At 43.3% G+C, this 15,730-nt stretch carries 19 protein-coding genes and 4 tRNA genes; 6 read left to right on the top strand and 17 right to left on the bottom strand.

Annotation, left to right across the window (positions count from 1 at the left end; translation table 11 throughout):
- Positions 1–166: 166 nt before the first annotated feature.
- The 5 genes from H9629_RS03315 to rpoD all read right to left on the bottom strand — a co-directional run bounded on the left by H9629_RS03315 (position 167) and on the right by rpoD (position 5,085).
- Complete coding sequence (locus H9629_RS03315) at positions 167–1,351, bottom strand: iron-containing alcohol dehydrogenase (RefSeq protein WP_064096364.1); 1,185 nt, start codon at positions 1,349–1,351, stop codon at positions 167–169.
- 1 nt (position 1,352) lies between these two features.
- Entirely contained in the window at positions 1,353–1,886 is a 534-nt protein-coding gene (locus H9629_RS03310) for a hypothetical protein (RefSeq protein WP_064102445.1), read from the bottom strand.
- Positions 1,887–1,960: 74 nt separating this feature from the next.
- Positions 1,961–2,620, bottom strand: coding sequence for a lipoyl(octanoyl) transferase LipB (gene lipB / locus H9629_RS03305; RefSeq protein ID WP_064096362.1), 660 nt, complete (start codon positions 2,618–2,620; stop codon positions 1,961–1,963).
- Positions 2,621–2,769: 149 nt separating this feature from the next.
- On the bottom strand, positions 2,770–3,057 hold the full coding sequence (locus H9629_RS03300; RefSeq protein WP_064096361.1) for a YbeD family protein: 288 nt from the start codon (positions 3,055–3,057) through the stop codon (positions 2,770–2,772).
- Positions 3,058–3,171: 114 nt separating this feature from the next.
- Positions 3,172–5,085: an RNA polymerase sigma factor RpoD gene (rpoD, locus tag H9629_RS03295; RefSeq protein ID WP_264753795.1), complete on the bottom strand. Its 1,914-nt coding sequence runs from the start codon at positions 5,083–5,085 to the stop codon at positions 3,172–3,174.
- Between the two features lie 374 nt (positions 5,086–5,459).
- On the opposite strand from rpoD, the gene H9629_RS03290 reads away from it, so the two are divergent.
- Both H9629_RS03290 and H9629_RS03285 read left to right on the top strand, forming a co-directional pair.
- Positions 5,460–5,666, top strand: coding sequence for a PA3496 family putative envelope integrity protein (locus H9629_RS03290; RefSeq protein WP_064096359.1), 207 nt, complete (start codon positions 5,460–5,462; stop codon positions 5,664–5,666).
- Between the two features lie 71 nt (positions 5,667–5,737).
- Entirely contained in the window at positions 5,738–6,262 is a 525-nt protein-coding gene (locus H9629_RS03285; RefSeq protein ID WP_064096358.1) for a YecA/YgfB family protein, read from the top strand.
- 63 nt (positions 6,263–6,325) lie between these two features.
- Here the strand turns inward: H9629_RS03285 and H9629_RS03280 are convergent, their stop codons facing one another.
- The 4 genes from H9629_RS03280 to trhO all read right to left on the bottom strand — a co-directional run bounded on the left by H9629_RS03280 (position 6,326) and on the right by trhO (position 8,910).
- The gene (locus H9629_RS03280) at positions 6,326–6,757 is read right to left on the bottom strand and encodes an ABZJ_00895 family protein (protein ID WP_064096357.1); all 432 of its coding nucleotides are present in this window, start codon (positions 6,755–6,757) and stop codon (positions 6,326–6,328) included.
- Positions 6,758–6,786: 29 nt separating this feature from the next.
- Positions 6,787–7,404, bottom strand: a complete 618-nt coding sequence (locus tag H9629_RS03275) for a DedA family protein (RefSeq protein ID WP_064102442.1) — start codon at positions 7,402–7,404, stop codon at positions 6,787–6,789.
- Positions 7,405–7,491: 87 nt separating this feature from the next.
- On the bottom strand, positions 7,492–7,770 hold the full coding sequence (locus H9629_RS03270) for an FUSC family protein (protein ID WP_191730545.1): 279 nt from the start codon (positions 7,768–7,770) through the stop codon (positions 7,492–7,494).
- Positions 7,771–7,977: 207 nt separating this feature from the next.
- On the bottom strand, positions 7,978–8,910 hold the full coding sequence (trhO, locus tag H9629_RS03265) for an oxygen-dependent tRNA uridine(34) hydroxylase TrhO (RefSeq protein ID WP_191730544.1): 933 nt from the start codon (positions 8,908–8,910) through the stop codon (positions 7,978–7,980).
- A 188-nt stretch (positions 8,911–9,098) separates the two neighbouring features.
- On the opposite strand from trhO, the gene H9629_RS03260 reads away from it, so the two are divergent.
- From H9629_RS03260 to H9629_RS03245, 4 genes are all read left to right on the top strand, one after another.
- Complete coding sequence (locus H9629_RS03260) at positions 9,099–9,584, top strand: DUF1289 domain-containing protein (protein ID WP_064102547.1); 486 nt, start codon at positions 9,099–9,101, stop codon at positions 9,582–9,584.
- A 45-nt stretch (positions 9,585–9,629) separates the two neighbouring features.
- Positions 9,630–10,241, top strand: coding sequence for a LysE family translocator (locus H9629_RS03255; protein WP_064102439.1), 612 nt, complete (start codon positions 9,630–9,632; stop codon positions 10,239–10,241).
- Positions 10,242–10,354: 113 nt separating this feature from the next.
- The gene (locus H9629_RS03250; protein ID WP_191730543.1) at positions 10,355–12,148 is read left to right on the top strand and encodes a DUF2157 domain-containing protein; all 1,794 of its coding nucleotides are present in this window, start codon (positions 10,355–10,357) and stop codon (positions 12,146–12,148) included.
- The gene (locus H9629_RS03245) at positions 12,145–12,711 is read left to right on the top strand and encodes a GDYXXLXY domain-containing protein (RefSeq protein ID WP_191730542.1); all 567 of its coding nucleotides are present in this window, start codon (positions 12,145–12,147) and stop codon (positions 12,709–12,711) included. The genes H9629_RS03250 and H9629_RS03245 overlap by 4 nt, the downstream gene beginning before the upstream one ends.
- A 68-nt stretch (positions 12,712–12,779) precedes the next feature.
- Here the strand turns inward: H9629_RS03245 and panD are convergent, their stop codons facing one another.
- The 8 genes from panD to H9629_RS03205 form a co-directional block, all read right to left on the bottom strand.
- Positions 12,780–13,160, bottom strand: coding sequence for an aspartate 1-decarboxylase (panD, locus tag H9629_RS03240; protein ID WP_008307603.1), 381 nt, complete (start codon positions 13,158–13,160; stop codon positions 12,780–12,782).
- Between the two features lie 144 nt (positions 13,161–13,304).
- Positions 13,305–13,886, bottom strand: a complete 582-nt coding sequence (gene pth, locus H9629_RS03235) for an aminoacyl-tRNA hydrolase (RefSeq protein ID WP_064096351.1) — start codon at positions 13,884–13,886, stop codon at positions 13,305–13,307.
- A gap of 19 nt (positions 13,887–13,905) precedes the next feature.
- Entirely contained in the window at positions 13,906–14,202 is a 297-nt protein-coding gene (rplY, locus tag H9629_RS03230) for a 50S ribosomal protein L25 (protein ID WP_004645781.1), read from the bottom strand.
- A gap of 98 nt (positions 14,203–14,300) precedes the next feature.
- The gene (locus H9629_RS03225) at positions 14,301–15,254 is read right to left on the bottom strand and encodes a ribose-phosphate pyrophosphokinase (protein WP_064096350.1); all 954 of its coding nucleotides are present in this window, start codon (positions 15,252–15,254) and stop codon (positions 14,301–14,303) included.
- Between the two features lie 36 nt (positions 15,255–15,290).
- Positions 15,291–15,365: transfer RNA gene (locus tag H9629_RS03220), tRNA-Gln, on the bottom strand.
- A gap of 92 nt (positions 15,366–15,457) precedes the next feature.
- Positions 15,458–15,532: transfer RNA gene (locus tag H9629_RS03215), tRNA-Gln, on the bottom strand.
- Positions 15,533–15,551: 19 nt separating this feature from the next.
- Positions 15,552–15,626, bottom strand: a tRNA-Gln gene (locus tag H9629_RS03210).
- Between the two features lie 26 nt (positions 15,627–15,652).
- Positions 15,653–15,727 (bottom strand) — tRNA-Gln (locus tag H9629_RS03205).
- Positions 15,728–15,730 lie beyond the last annotated feature (3 nt).

Genomic DNA, 15,730 nt, shown 5'->3' with positions numbered 1-15,730 from the left:
CAATCTACTTTAAAATTACGGCTTTTGCTAGCTATTTTTTAAATTTAGATTTGCACGAAGTGTGCCATTCGTAGCAAAAAACGGCTATTTCCTGCAAGATAAAAGCCCGATGTCTAAAAAAACATCAGGCTTTAAATTTTTGCTATATTGGCTTATTTTTCAGTAATTACCAAGCCTTTTTTAAGATTGATTTTAAATCTTCCAAGTTGGCTTCTTTCGGGTTGTAAATGATGGAACCATCATTTAGTGCTTTTTCAGCAACTTCATCGAGCTGGGCTTCAGAAATCTTACCGGTTTCACGTAATGTACGTGGTAATTTGGTCAGACTGTAAATCCGGTCACGCATGGTCATAATCGTTGCAATGGTTTTGTCAGCACGTAGATGCGCCGGTGTTTGTGCATAAATATCTGCACCAGCCAAAGGTAAGAGTAGATCTGCAATTTTGTCACCATTGACATCTTTGTTGTATTCCAGCACATAAGGCAGGAATAGGTTCATGCATAAACCATGCGGCAAGTGAGCCACTGCACCTAATGAGTGACCGAGAGAATGTACAATGCCCACCATTGAGTTGGAAAATGCAATGCCCGCCATGGTCGATGCCTGAGCCAGTTCCAGACGGCCTTGTGCATCGGTAGGATTGTCCAATACATTAAATAGGTGGGTGCTGATCTTCTTGACGGCAGCGGTCGCATAGGCATCCGAAATCGGATTGGCTGCCATACAAGTATAAGCTTCGACTGCATGGGTCATGGCGTCCATCGCAGTCATGGCAGTTAAATGCGGCGGCAAGGTCTGGGTCATGCGTGGATCTAGAATCGCGGCATGCGGCATCAGATAATAAGAAGCGAACGGCATTTTGACATTCTTTTCAGTATCCGACACGACAGCGACCATGGTCACTTCTGAACCTGTACCTGAAGTGGTTGGAATTACAAAGAACGGTTTCAGCGGTTTGGGCAGGTTATGTGCACCTGAGTATTTCAGCAGATCATCACCCCCTTCAGAGACCAGAATATTGGTCGCTTTGGAGGTGTCAATAACTGAACCACCGCCCACGGCAATGATCGCATCACAGTAATTTTCACGGTATAGCTTTGCCGCACTGCGAACTGTACCCAAACTGGAGTCGGGTGGTACATCATCAAAAATGGCGACAATTGCAGCATCTGCCATTTCAAATGCAGCTTCAATCGGTGCCAGCAGATTGTTGGCGCGCACACCTTTATCAGTAATGATCAGCGGACGTTTTGCTCCCAAGGTTGCAAGTTCAAACGGAATATGTTCTAACGCGGCATGGCCGGCAATTATTTTGACCGGACAGAAAAATTCATAATAAGGTTTAGCCATGTTATACACTCCGTTTCAAATAGGATTGAGCGATTTTCAGATAAATGCTGCTCGCTTCACTTAGTTTTTCTTTTAGGCTCAGATTGTTTGGATATTCTTTAACAGCCAGTTGAGCCACCATTTTCGGCAAAATCAGGGCTTCCATTTTATTCAGGCAGCGAACTAGACGAATGGCATTGGAAATATCGCCATCAGCAATCATGCGGTCATTGGCAAAAGCTTGAGAGGTACTTTCCTGAAAAGAAAATACTAAAAAGGCATGGTGCAGGTGCTTAAAGGTAATGGTCAGATCGGGCGCTTTTTCCAGATTTTTCACCAGTTCCAGTTGTTTATCCTGAGTGACCCGCGCCACAAAGGCCGGGCCGTGCGGAAAAACTTTCATGGAAAGACTAAAATTCACTGGAAAATTAGACACTTCCTGTTTTATTTCTTCATCCACCTGACTTGCCATGACCAGACCTCGGCCAATCACATCCATCATGAGTTTGACATAGGCAAGCTGCAAAGCGGGTTTTACGGATTTAGTTGCAATCACGTGATGATCCCTATCTCAATATTATTGGTTTAGAGTAAATACTCTAATTTATTTAAGGGTGAAATGCAAAGGCTTTATCTTTGCTCGACAGTTACCTGATTAAAGTAACCGCTGTGGTGCAAAGTTTCAATAATTTCAGTGCACAACTGATTGAATTGGGGCGGCTGGTCTAGGAGGTCACTCATGCGTACCATTTCTAGTCCTGCATATCCACAAGGATTAATGGTATTGAATCCGCTCAGGTCACAATCCAGATTCAAGGAAAGACCATGATAACTGCGGCCTTTACGAATTTTAAAACCGAGAGAACCTATTTTGCGCTCAGCCACATATACCCCGGGTGCATCTGGTTTGGCATAGGCATCGATGCCATATTTTTTTAGTAGATCAATCATCAGGTTTTCAGCATAAGACACTAGTGTGCGCACATTCCAGCCCAGGCGATTCAGGTCAAACATGAAATAAGCCACCAACTGGCCTGGACCATGCCAAGTGACCTGACCACCACGATCGGTCTGAATTACCGGAATACTGCTAGGTATTAGAATATGTTCTGGTTTACCTGCCTGACCCTGGGTAAGGACATCATGATGTTGCAGAATCCACAATTGATCAGGGCTATTTTCGTCACGCGTTTCCGTAAATGCTTTCATTTCCAGAAAACGATCTTCATACAGGGTAAGATCATGATATTGACGAATGATCAGCTCGGGCTTTTGCAGCGCATCAGTCACAGGGAGGGTCCTTGATAATGAAAAATACTGCCAATAATTATAATGATTTCGGCATGAAATAGGGGTGAGATCAACAATATTTAAGCCATAGCTCAGCTTTGAATGGGCATAAATAAACACGCCCGGAAGCGTGTCTTTTGTGTTTTTGATTAAAGTGCTGTTTTAATCAACGGACATGCTGCCAAGTCAGCATATACTGCATGAACCTGTTCTAGTTCCAGGAAGCGCAGCTGGGCAGTGATCGAATGATATTTACCAGTACGTGAAGGCGTCACAGTCATTTGGCTGCCATCAAAGTCAGGAAAATGCTTTACAAAAATATCATTCACGGCCTGATGGAGTTCTTCGCCAGCCAAACCAATTAATTTAATTGGATAGTCCATTGGGAACACCCAAAGATGTTCTTGAAGTTCGCGAGATGGTGTACGGTCTAACATGGTAGTCCCCCTGATTTGAAACGCCTGCAATGATGCAGGCGTTTGGGTCTGTCTTAGCTACTTAAAATGGAGACTGATGATTAAATTTCAAGTCTCCACATCAAGCATCAAATCTTAATCATTCTCAAGGAATGAACGTAAGTGTTCAGAACGCGATGGATGACGAAGCTTGCGTAACGCCTTCGCTTCAATCTGACGAATACGTTCACGTGTCACGTCAAACTGTTTACCTACCTCTTCCAAAGTATGGTCGGTCGGCATGTCGATACCAAAACGCATTTTCAGGACTTTGGCTTCACGTTCAGTGAGGTTTTCCAGAACTTCACGTGTTGCTTCTTTCAGGCCTTCAGATGTTGCCGCATCAATCGGTGAAGTGATATTGCTGTCTTCAATGAAGTCACCCAGATGCGAATCTTCATCATCACCGATTGGGGTTTCCATCGAAATTGGTTCTTTCGCAATCTTCAGAACTTTACGTACTTTGACCTCGTCCATTTCCAGACGTTCACCCAGTTCTTCAGGAGTCGGTTCACGTCCCATTTCCTGTAGAAGCTGACGAGATACACGGTTGATCTTGTTAATCGTTTCGATCATATGGACCGGAATACGAATGGTACGTGCCTGATCCGCAATCGAACGGGTAATTGCCTGACGAATCCACCAAGTGGCATAGGTCGAGAACTTATAACCACGACGGTATTCAAACTTGTCTACCGCTTTCATCAGACCGATGTTACCTTCCTGAATCAGATCCAGGAACTGCAAACCACGGTTGGTGTATTTCTTGGCAATCGAAATTACCAGACGCAAGTTTGCTTCAACCATTTCCTTCTTGGCACGACGTGCTTTTGCTTCCCCCACAGCCATGCGTTTGGCAATGTCTTTAATGCCTTTCACATCAAGACCTAGCTCTTTCTCGATATCGGCAATCTTTTGCTGAAAGGCCAATACGTCTGGACGTACTTTTTCCAGATAGGCTCTCTGGTCTGCTGGTGTTTTCGCGATCTGTTCGTCTAACCAGGCCGGATTCGATTCCTGACCAGGGAAGCTGGTACGGAACTGGGTACGGTCCATGCGGCCACGGCGTACCGCATAACGCATCACTTCACGTTCTGCACCACGAATCTGGTCATGCGTGCCACGAATCATTTCAGAAATGATATCAAATAGACGCGGAGTGAATTTGAACATCATAAATACGGTGGCAAGGGCCTGCAAGGCTTCTTCAGCCTGTTTGCTGTCACGACCATATTTTTCAATGGCTGATTTGGTATTCAGCCACGCATTTTCGAGTTCAGTGAAACGCGCTTTGGCAATTTCAGGATCTGGTCCAGAATCTGCTTCTGATTCGTCATCTGACTCAGCTTCTTCTTCCTCTTCATCATCGTCCAGTTTTACGTCTTTGGTTGATTTGGTCGAGTCAGTCTCATCAGCAATAACGGCTTCTTCTTCTAGAACTTCAGGAATTTCTTCATCTGACTCGGGATCTAAATAACCGGATAAAAGGTCAGCAAGACGGCGTTCACCCGCTTCATAATCTTTGTATTCTTGCAGTACTACTTCAACCGCATTTGGCCAGTAAGCAATTGAATGCAAAACATCACGAATACCTTCTTCGATGCGTTTTGCAATGCTAATTTCGCCTTCACGTGTTAAAAGCTCTACGGTACCCATTTCACGCATATACATACGCACTGGGTCAGTTGTACGACCTGGCTCATTTTCTACAGATGCAAGTACTGCTGCAGCTTCTTCCTCCGCAACTTCATCGGCAGCTTCTGCAGTGTCCTCGAACATCGTATCATCAGATTCAGGCGCGCGATCATGTACAGGAATACCCACATCATTCAGCATCTGAATAATGTCTTCAATCTGCTCGCTTTCTGTGATGGAGTCCGGCAGATGATCGTTAACCTCAGCGAAGGTTAAGTAACCTTGTTCTTTGCCTCGGCTAATCAGAGCCGCTACTTGAGAAGTAGGGGAAGTCATATCGCTCATCTTTTGCTTACTCTTCGTTGAATCTGTGATAGTAAAAAAATCGTACAACTATGTATGCACGATTTAAGCTCATTAAATTTAGTGAATAGCCTACTTATTTCATCAGGGTAATTAGCATTAAAGCTCACTGATAAAATATTTAAAATGAAATTCAGTAATTTAAGGTGGGGATGAATTTGTTATTTTCAAGTCCAACCCATGCATATGTATATTTGACCAAAAAAATGTGTAGTCAAAAAACATAAGGACGCAGGGTGGATTATATCATGCCACACAATGGAGCTAGAAAAAAAGCCCTATTTACAATTTTAACATAGGAAAATTTAAATAAAACTTGACTTGTGATTATAGGCAAGATAAATAGCGCTAAAACCATTTACATTTTTCACTATGAGGAAGTTTTAGTGTCTTCTACAGATTTTGAACTAGATGATAACTTCGGTGAGGATGATGTTAATTTCGATGAGGCTTCCAGTAAGCTGAGTGCCAAAGAGTCGTTGGAAAAACGTCGTCTGATTGATGATTTACTTTCACAGCGTCGCTTGGAACGCGAACTCAAAGATTTTGACTACGACTTCGACGATGACGATGACTTTGATGACGAAGATTAACGAATTCGGATTTAGCATCGCCTGAATAAATGCTATGCTAAACCTTTCGGTTTTCTAAGTTTGGATGTTAGATGAGTGCTTTAGATTTAGACCTGTTGAGTGAGTATCTAGATGGTGACCAGAATGAACACGGTCTAGATTTCGCAGCAACCCATGGTTTCTTATGTGCTATTGCAGTAGGCCCAAAATTTGACAAATGGTTAGACGAACTTTTTGATAACAATCAAAAGAAAGTGCCTGCAGAAATCATCAGTCAGGTGAAAGCATGGTTAGAGTCTATTCGTCAAAGCTTAGCCAATGAAGAAGGGATTACATTCCCATTTGAAATTGAAGAAGCAGATACCGAATCAAGCTTGGGTGACTGGAGCGTGGGCTTTGTAGATGCCATGTTCCTGAACGAAGAGGCTTGGTTTACTGAAGAGTTTGAAGAACAACTGGTTGATTTAACCTTGCCAATCATGGTCTTCAGCGGCATCGATGATGAAGATCCACAAATGGAAACTTTCCGTCGCAACGGCCAGTTAATGGATGAGCTTGCAGAAGAAATTCCAGAAAACCTGAATGAATTGTATCTGATGTACCACACGCCAGAATAATTCATAAAAAAAGCACCGTACGGTGCTTTTTTTAGCTTTGGACTTTTACATGGGCAAAGATATTCAATCCCGGTTTTTCTCCAGGCCTGCGCGTTTGGACAAACTATAGCGGGCATAACCATTGTAGGCGATATGGAACAGCAAGGCATGTAAGGCAATGCTGACAGCCACCAGAAATGAATTGGGTCCTCTTCCTGTATAGGCGATGGTTCTATAAATTTCATCTGTCTGAGGGGACATCCAGATCAGCACAAATAAAAATATAAACTCAAAGGTCATGGCAATAATCGTAGAACCCCAGATGAGTGGTTTTTTCTCCTTCTGGGTTGGCAAGCGGTGTTGGTGTTTAACGAAGTACCTGGCACTGAGAAAGGCCGAAGCAATCAGTGCAGGAATCAGGAGAATAGCGCCCAGACCAAATAAATAGACGAATAGGCCCACCAATAGAACCAAGATCAGATAAACGGTGGCAAAATATTTCAGATAATGCGACATCGTTTTGACCTCCTTATGCTGAGGTGTATTCAGGATGGACGATTTTTACGCTGCTGTCTACGATAGAAAGCCCAGGCAATAATTACGATAACAATCGCAATAATCACATAACTGACTTTACTGAAAATCTGATGCATCAACTGCTGGTTTTCGCCAAAATAAAACCCGACACAGGCCAGAAATGTGGTCCAGATGATGGTTCCAAGTGCGCTATAGAACATGAATTTCCAGAAAGGCATATGACTCATACCTGCAGGAATACTGATCAAGGAGCGAACAGCAGGAATCATGCGGCCAAAAAACACAATCCGGTGACCGTACTGCTCAAACCAACTCAATGATTTTTTTACATCTTCTGATTTAATAAATAAATATTTGCCATAACGATCGACAAATTTAAAAATAGAGTCATGGTTGAATTTATAGCCAATCCAGTACAGCAAAGCAGCTGCTAGTAAGGAGCCGATACAGCCAGCTATGATTACTCCAACCAGTACCAGCTCACCTTGAGAGGCTGAATAGCCCGCAGAAGGCATAATGATTTCAGACGGGATGGGCGGGAAGACATTGTCCAGGAACATGAGCAGGGCGATGCCCCAGTAGCCCAGTTGCTCCATGATGGAAATAATCCATTCGGTCAGATTCATATGATTGGCAAAATAAAAAATACTGCCTGTATCCTAAGCAGTATTTTTGGTGCGGTAAAGTCTTGGAATATAAATGCTCAGACAGAATCAGCTATGCGTCAGCGTATAAATATAAACTTTACGTAAGAAATAGGCCAAGCACACCGGCAAAATACTCAGCAGGATAAAATGTATGATACCGGTATTGATATGGTAACCAATGAACAGCGCCAAAATCGCGCCAATAACCGTTCCCAGAATAACGACAAATAAATGTGACTGATGTTCAAGCTCCTCAGTAATTTGATGAAGTCGTTGCAGCTTTATATTTTCTTGAGGTTGGAAATGAACCATATTTTCTGAATTTTGAGCAAGTGAGCCTGGCATTTTATATTCCTTTTCATTTAAAAATTTCAGTTAATAATGAAAGACTTAGCATGTAAATCACCGTATCATTAGACTAACAATCTTGTTTGAAAAAAAATGAGGTTCTTGGTAAAGGATTGGTAAGAGTTTTATTACAGTTGTAATTTTTATGTAAACAAAAAACCCTCCGAAGAGGGTTTTTATATGATTTTATTACAAAAGATAGAATTAAAGACGTTTACGTTTCGCCGCTAAAATTTGTGACTGACGCATACGGAAACTCTCTTTTTGTTTCTCTGTGGTCTTATCAATACAGTACACACAAGAGACGCCATGTTCATAACTTGGTAAGGCCACTTCTTCTGGAAGTAAAGGCCAGCCACAAGCATGACATTTGGTATTTTGACCTTCTTCAACACCATGTGTTACAGCAGTACGCCCGTCAAAAACGAAGCATTCACCTTCCCACATGCTTTCTTCAGCCGGGGTTTCTTCCAGGTATTTTAGAATGCCACCTTTCAGGTGATACACTTCTGTAAAGCCTTCTTGCAGTAGAAGTGAAGTAGATTTTTCACAACGAATACCACCAGTACAGAACATGGCAATTTTCTTGTCTTTGTGCTGTTCCAGATTATTTTTCACATATTCAGGGAATTCGCGGAAGCTTTCAGTTTTCGGATCAATCGCACCTTTGAAAGTCCCTGCCTTGTATTCGTAATCGTTACGGGTATCAACTAGAATCACGTCATCACGTGCAATCAGCTCATTCCATTCTTTCGGATCAAGATAGTGGCCGACTAAATCACGCGGTTTCACTTCCACACCCAAAGTCACGATTTCTTTTTTTAATTTAATTTTCATTTTACGGAATGGCTTTTCAGAACTGTCAGATTCTTTGTATTCCATTCCGTTAAAACCTTCATTTAGAAGGAACTGGTGAATTTGATCAATCGATGCACGGTCACCTGCAACTGTACCGTTGATGCCTTCACCTGCCACAATTAGAGTACCGCAAAGGTTGATGGATTTTACCAGGTCCAAAAGACGTTGCTGAAGATCGGCAGGATCTTGAACTTCTTTGAATTGATAAAGTGCGGCAACAACCCAACCAGTCGTCGCTTGCTGTTCTACAGGTGCAAGCTGTTCTACAGTAGCGTTCATGGAATACTCCAACGTAGCATGATATTTGAAAGGCGCACATTTTAGCTTGATTCGAGTGAATAAGCGAGTAAAACACGAGGCTTTTAACAGTCTTCAATTCAGGGAGGAGAGCGTGTATAGTCATGCCCGACCTAGGATTTTGTGCAGTAATGCAGATACTGAAAGTTGCAGTATCTTTGGAGTATGTTTTGAGTTCAGATCGTCGTATTGCGTCATTAACCCCATGTGCAGGGCGTTGCTCGACCGTATTTGGTGATGCGGTATGTCGTGGTTGCCGCCGTTTTAATCATGAAGTAATTCACTGGAATACGTATAGTGCCGAGCAGCATCGTGCCGTGTGGCAGCGTCTGGATGCGCAACTGGACCAGATTCTGGTACCACTGTTGCCGCATGCCGATCTTGCCAGGGTACAGGCTTTTGTGCTCTCAAAACGGGTACGTTTGCGTAATGATGCTTCCAAAGGGCGCAAGCTGTATCACGCGTTAAAGCTGTGTGAGAAAAACCGGCATTTTACTGACGATAGTGGATTGGGTATTCATTATAAGCAGGTGCGCCCACTTTGGGATGAGTTCGAACGCCGTATTTTGGCCTTGGCTACCGCCAGCTATGACCTGGCTTTTCTACGGGCAGACGGCATCAGGCAACATCTGATGCATATGCAAGAGGAGGACTAAGTCCTCTTTTTTATGCAGCAAAATAATAACAGCTGAGGGAATGGCGTGAATATCAGTGAATATATCCTGTATTGTCTGGCCGTCGTCCTGATGATTGCCACACCGGGACCGGTGATGCTGCTGGTTGCTAGCACAGGATTAAAAGGTGGCTATGCTGCGGCTTTAAGAACCATTTTCGGCACCAATTTCGCCTCTCTGGTTTTAATTGCTTTATCTATATTAAGTTTGAAAGGTTTGCTGGTTATCAATGCGCATTGGCTAGATGCCATCAAGCTGCTGGGTTGTCTCTATATCGGCTATCTGGGGCTGCAGATATTCCGGGAGGTTTTCTTTGAGCAAGCAGAGTCAATTCAAGAAAAGTTATCTCCGGTACGTGGCGGCTTTCAGCAAGGTTTTCTGGTCGGAATTTCTAATCCGAAAGACATTATTTTCTTTGCGGCTTTTTTCCCCCAGTTTATCGGGATTACGCCCACTCTGGATTTAAGTTTAATAATGCTAACCCTGAGCTGGATCGTACTGGATTTTCTGACTTTATCTTTGGTTTATTTGGGCTTTAACCGTTTGCGTCATTCTCGTCTATATCCACACTTGCTGGCATTGTGCGGTATGGTCCTGGTCATTATTGCCATTTATGGGATATATCAGGTTCTTATTTAATTAAAAAAATTAAGATTGATACACTGAATGATAAGACAGGTTCTATGGCCTAGGCTGGAATTACGGCCAAAAATCATGTTAAGGTAAAATCAAATAAAAGTGCACAGATTAGAATGTCTAAAATATTGCATAAGTCAGACAATCCATTTTCACCGTTGTTATTCATTCAACCTGTTGTCATTCAATACCTGCAGATCATTGGCATTGCGCTAATCGCCATCAGTATCATATATCTGCTGGCAGCAAACTGGTGGATGTTGCCGAAATTTGTGCAGCTGTTTATTCCTCAGATTTTACTGCTTGCTTCAGCGATACTGAGCATACGCTTGGATACCCAGGCTGCCTTGCGGCAAAGTCTGGATGCTGTTTCTGCTCTGATGCTGGGGCTGAGTCTGGCTGTCATTGGACAGATTTATCAGACGGGTGCTGACAGCTATCAGTTATTTCTACTTTGGGCTGTGTTGCTATTGCCTTGGCTGTATCGGCCTAATATTGGTGTATTTGTCTTATTTTGTCTGGTAAGCCAGCTGGCGCTGTATTTTTATTTCAAACAAAGCTTTTGGCTGATACGTGCTGAAACAGCTTATTTTTTGATGTTGAATATTTTTACAGGATTAAGCTTTCTCTTTGCTCTGCGCTATTATCCGGTCTTACGTTATCTGTTTATTCTGCTTATTGTATTCATTTCAATATTGAGTATGTTTCGATTTATCGACTCGAACTCGATCTGGTATTTAGGTTCGGTATTGATCCTGCCAATTTTATTCAGTCGCTATTTTTATGCTCGCCAGCAACAGCTTGAAACCAGTTTGCTGGTCGCAGGTGTGGCACTGAGTTTTAGTGTGCTGATTTTTGATCTGACCCAGCAATACCTGCAAGAGTCGGCCTTGAGTTTACTTGTGCTGGCGATTCTCATTTTCGGCTGGTTTGCAGGAATCAGTACTGTGCTGATGAAACTGTTACCTAAGAGCAAATTTTCTGTCATCCCAATGGCATTAGGTGCCTGGATTGCCGGTATGATCCTGGCAGTTCTACTGCTGACTTATTGGGAAAGTTTTTCCATTTTTATGGGGATTATCTTCATTGGGGTTGCATGGTGGCTGATTCGTGTCAAAAGTTCTATTTTTCTGGGCCAGTTTGCATATTGTCTATGGGTATGTGGCCAGGCGGCTATCCTAATTCATAGCGAATTACTAACCGAAAGTTGGCCGCTGATCTGGCTGATTCAGCTGGGAATTATGTTAGTCACGATCTTAAGCCGCATGCACTGGTGGATCGTCTTTCTGCAATTACTATTGACACATGTGCTGACCATTATAGCTTTATATTCAGCGCTTCATAATGATCATCTGATGACCATTGCCATGTCGATCAACTGGCTGGTTCTGATCGTGGTTTTGGTCGCTGCCGGGTATTGGTTGCAGTCTCACTATAGCCGAAGTATCCAGTTATGGAGCATTTGCGTACTGGCAGCCATGGCAGTGTTTCAAACTCTATTCCACTTGGATCATCGGCAGATAACTGAACATGGTGCTGAAAATGTCATGGTCTTCTATATTCTGCCAATAATCTGGTTATTCAGCTTTATACTTGTGCAGCGACATCAATTTACTCGGCATGATTTATGGCTGATTCCAGTCTTGGGCACAATCCTGATCTGGCTCGGCTATTTTGAGATTCTGGTTATTTTGATGTTGATGGCTTGGGCAATTGCCTATCGGCAGTCTTTGATTCAGGCCTTATCCATCTTGCTGCTGATCTTCTGGTTATGGATACTGTATTATAATCTGGGTTTAAGTTTCCTGTTTAAAAGCATCAGCATTTTTGCCTCAGGAATATTAGTCTTGGGGCTGGCCCATATTTTAAAACAGCCAAAATCACAACATGCTCAAGGAGAGACAATATGAAAAAGTTTCTTCCTTTGCATTTGGCTATTTTTAGCATCGCCTTATTTTGTGGGTTGATTCTGCAACATGAATGGCATTTAAGGCATAGCCAGAGTATTTATGTAGAGCTGGCTCCTGTGGATCCGCGATCAATTCTGCAGGGGGATTATATGGCTTTGAACTATAATCTGCACTTTAGTGCGACAGCACCTGAAGATGCTACACAACAGCCTGTACCTGAGATCAGTATCAATGATTTTAACAATCAATCGCATGTGATGAGCTATGTACAGCTGAATCGGCAGCGCAGAGTTATTAAAACCAGTTTTAATCGAACTGAGCTGGATCAGTCTAAAACTTTAGCCCGATTAGTTCTGAAAAATCCGCGCAATACATTTGACGGGCTTTATCCGGCTGCCAACAGTTTTATGTTCGCCGAAGGCCTTGAGCCTTGTTATCGCAATGCCAAATTTGCCGAATTAAAAGTACAAGATGATGGCAAGGCTTTGCTGGCAGATCTGGTTGATGATCAGCTTAAATCCTTAACTTGTGAAAGCCGTAAAAACTGGTGGCAGGGGAGTTAATTCTATTTTTATTCATCCATAAAAAAAAGTCCGCTTTTCGCGGACTTTTTAGAATCTTATCTAAAACCTCAGGCAACTTGTACCGGAATGCAGTTTGCTGTGTGATTCACGGTATTGTCTGGATTGGCATAGACTAAGCGTGGCTTGTGAGCATTTGCTTCAGCTTCAGTGAAATCACCGAATGTAGCAATAATTACGATATCACCAACATCAGCCTGATGCGCAGCACCACCATTCACAGAAATAATCCCTGAATTGTCTTCGCCACGAATTGCATAAGTTGCAAAACGTTTACCATTGGTCACGTTCCACACATGAATTTCTTCGTATTCACGAATGCCAGCCAAATCCATCAAAACGCCATCAATTGCACATGAACCTTCATAGTGTAGTTCTGCATGTGTAACGTGAGCGCGGTGAATTTTGCATTTTAATAAACGAGATAGCATGGCTAGCGTCCCCTGAGTTGACCTAAGAGTTTGATCATTTGGTTAAATCAATCTTGCTTGCTGTATGGTGAACAATCGAGCAAACGCATTTTGCGCTTAAATAAACTTTCTGGCAAGCGGAATTGTCCAGCAATTTTTGAATGTTCAGTTCGGCTTATATGCGTTGATTTGATTCATGGCTTGCTGTACTTCACCGTTCACCAGCATTTTTGTGCGGGCGAGGGCATGGGAAATCGCATCATCCATTAAACGCTGTTCGCTGCTAGGCGCTTTACTGAGCACATGGCCGGAAACACGGTCTTTGGCACCTGGATGACCAATGCCAATGCGAAGGCGATGGAAGTTTGGACCGATATGCGGCACGATATCGCGTAGACCATTATGACCCCCGTGACCACCGCCAGTTTTCAGGCGAATGATGCCAGGATTCATATCCAGTTCATCATGGGCAATCAGGATTGATTCAGGTGCGATATTGTAGAATTTGGCGAAAGGAACAACACTTTTACCGGAAAGATTCATAAAAGTTGTTGGGAGAAGGAGACGGACGTCTTGACCTTCAATATTGCCACGACCGCTAAATCCGTTGAATTTTGGGTCTTTTTTAAGATTAATGCCATATTGGTCTGCAAGGCGTTCTACGAACCAGAAGCCTGCATTATGGCGGGTTTGGGCATACTCAGAACCTGGGTTACCCAAACCTACAATCAGTGAAATATTTGACACTAATTTACACCATTAACACTTATGCGCGTTTGAAGTCAGCGTGCATTGGTGTGTTTTTAGCTGGGTGACGTTGTAACGCTTGGATTTTCACGCTTTCAACTTTACCGTCTACATCAATTTCGATAACTTCTTCAAAGAATGAATTGTTTTCTAAGAATTTAACAAGCTGACGAAGCTCAACAGTAATTGCTACAGGAGCAGCTTCACCACCGTAGATGATTGCAGGAACTTTAGCTTGAAGACGAAGGCGGCGGCTCGCACCTTTCCCTTGAACTGCTTCTTCACGTGCTGCTGCGTTTAATACGAAGTTTGCCATGATAGACATCCTATTTAAGTTAAATGAACCAGACTTGCGACCAGTCTGGTGAGTAAAAGCCCTACCAAATGGCAGGGCTTTGAAAATTCAGCGCTCTATTATAGATAAGAATCGAACATTGCGCTAATAGATTCTTCGTTGTTGATACGACGAATTGTTTCGGCAACCATGCTGGCTACTGAAACCTGGCGAATCTTACCCAGTGCTAAAGCTTCATCTGAAAGAGGAATGGTATCAGTCACAACCAGTTCATCAATTACAGAATTCTTTAAGTTTTCAAGTGCTTTACCAGAAAGTACTGGATGTGTTGCATATGCAACCACCTTGCGAGCACCGAAGGTTTTCAATGCATCAGCAGCTTTGCATAGCGTACCAGCCGTATCTACCATGTCATCAACAATGACACAATCACGATCTTTAACATCACCAATCAAATGCATCACTTGTGATTCATTCGCTTTTTGACGACGTTTATCGATGATTGCAAGATCGATATCACCCATTTGTTTCGCAACAGCACGTGCGCGCACTACACCACCCACGTCAGGTGAAACCACCATCAGGTTGTGATGCGATTGCTGACGAAGATCAGCTAAAAGCGCAGGAGTACCGTAGATGTTGTCTACAGGGATATCGAAGAAGCCTTGGATCTGGTCAGCGTGCAAGTCGATCATCACAACGCGGTCAATCCCGACAGTAGTCAGCATGTCTGCAACGACTTTAGCGGTAATTGGCACACGGCTTGAACGTGGACGACGGTCTTGACGAGCATAACCAAAATAAGGAATCACGGCAGTAATACGACCAGCACTTGCACGACGCAAAGCATCAGCCATCACCAGGATTTCCATCAGGTTATCATTGGTTGGGGCACAAGTAGGCTGTACGATAAATACGTCTTTACCACGAACGTTTTCAGTAATCTCGACAGCAATTTCACCGTCAGAGAACTGACCTACAGAGGCAGCGCCTAGAGGAATATGTAAGTGACTTACGACTTTTTGAGCGAATTGTGGATGCGCAGATCCACTAAAAACGACAAGATTGGGCATGAAGCACCCTTGGCGGTTGGGATATATGGGAATAGATGGCAGGGGTAGCTGGATTCGAACCAACGGATGCCGAGATCAAAACCCGGTGCCTTACCACTTGGCGATACCCCTAATGCGGCAGAACTTTAATATTTTTGCGGTAAAGTGTCAAGGTAAATTAACAGTCTTACAGCAAATGAGTGCTCTGTCTTTTTTCGAGAAAATGGCAGGGGCGGCTGGATTCGAACCAACGGATGCCGAGATCAAAACCCGGTGCCTTACCACTTGGCGACGCCCCTAAATTGATGAACTGTAAGATGGCAGGGGTAGCTGGATTCGAACCAACGGATGCCGAGATCAAAACCCGGTGCCTTACCACTTGGCGATACCCCTAATACAGTACATCTACAGGTGAAGAATGGCAGGGGTAGCTGGATTCGAACCAACGGATGCCGAGATCAAAACCCGGTGCCTTACCACTTGGCGATACCCCTAAT

Origin of the sequence: Acinetobacter pecorum, assembly GCF_014837015.1 — a bacterium.
Classification (GTDB): domain Bacteria; phylum Pseudomonadota; class Gammaproteobacteria; order Pseudomonadales; family Moraxellaceae; genus Acinetobacter; species Acinetobacter pecorum.
The sequence above is the reverse complement of the archived record's forward strand: the minus strand, read 5'-3'. Positions and strand labels throughout refer to the sequence as shown.

What these genes read in the sequence shown, in the direction of transcription:
- H9629_RS03315 (WP_064096364.1), bottom strand. Translation starts at nt 1,351, where the DNA reads ATGGCTAAACCTTATTATGAATTTTTCTGTCCGGTCAAAATAATTGCC.
- H9629_RS03300 (WP_064096361.1), bottom strand. Translation starts at nt 3,057, where the DNA reads ATGTTAGACCGTACACCATCTCGCGAACTTCAAGAACATCTTTGGGTG.
- H9629_RS03285 (WP_064096358.1), top strand. Translation starts at nt 5,738, where the DNA reads ATGAGTGCTTTAGATTTAGACCTGTTGAGTGAGTATCTAGATGGTGAC.
- H9629_RS03280 (WP_064096357.1), bottom strand. Translation starts at nt 6,757, where the DNA reads ATGTCGCATTATCTGAAATATTTTGCCACCGTTTATCTGATCTTGGTT.
- H9629_RS03275 (WP_064102442.1), bottom strand. Translation starts at nt 7,404, where the DNA reads ATGAATCTGACCGAATGGATTATTTCCATCATGGAGCAACTGGGCTAC.
- H9629_RS03270 (WP_191730545.1), bottom strand. Translation starts at nt 7,770, where the DNA reads ATGCCAGGCTCACTTGCTCAAAATTCAGAAAATATGGTTCATTTCCAA.
- trhO (WP_191730544.1), bottom strand. Translation starts at nt 8,910, where the DNA reads ATGAACGCTACTGTAGAACAGCTTGCACCTGTAGAACAGCAAGCGACG.
- H9629_RS03250 (WP_191730543.1), top strand. Translation starts at nt 10,355, where the DNA reads ATGTCTAAAATATTGCATAAGTCAGACAATCCATTTTCACCGTTGTTA.
- H9629_RS03245 (WP_191730542.1), top strand. Translation starts at nt 12,145, where the DNA reads ATGAAAAAGTTTCTTCCTTTGCATTTGGCTATTTTTAGCATCGCCTTA.
- panD (WP_008307603.1), bottom strand. Translation starts at nt 13,160, where the DNA reads ATGCTATCTCGTTTATTAAAATGCAAAATTCACCGCGCTCACGTTACA.
- rplY (WP_004645781.1), bottom strand. Translation starts at nt 14,202, where the DNA reads ATGGCAAACTTCGTATTAAACGCAGCAGCACGTGAAGAAGCAGTTCAA.
- H9629_RS03225 (WP_064096350.1), bottom strand. Translation starts at nt 15,254, where the DNA reads ATGCCCAATCTTGTCGTTTTTAGTGGATCTGCGCATCCACAATTCGCT.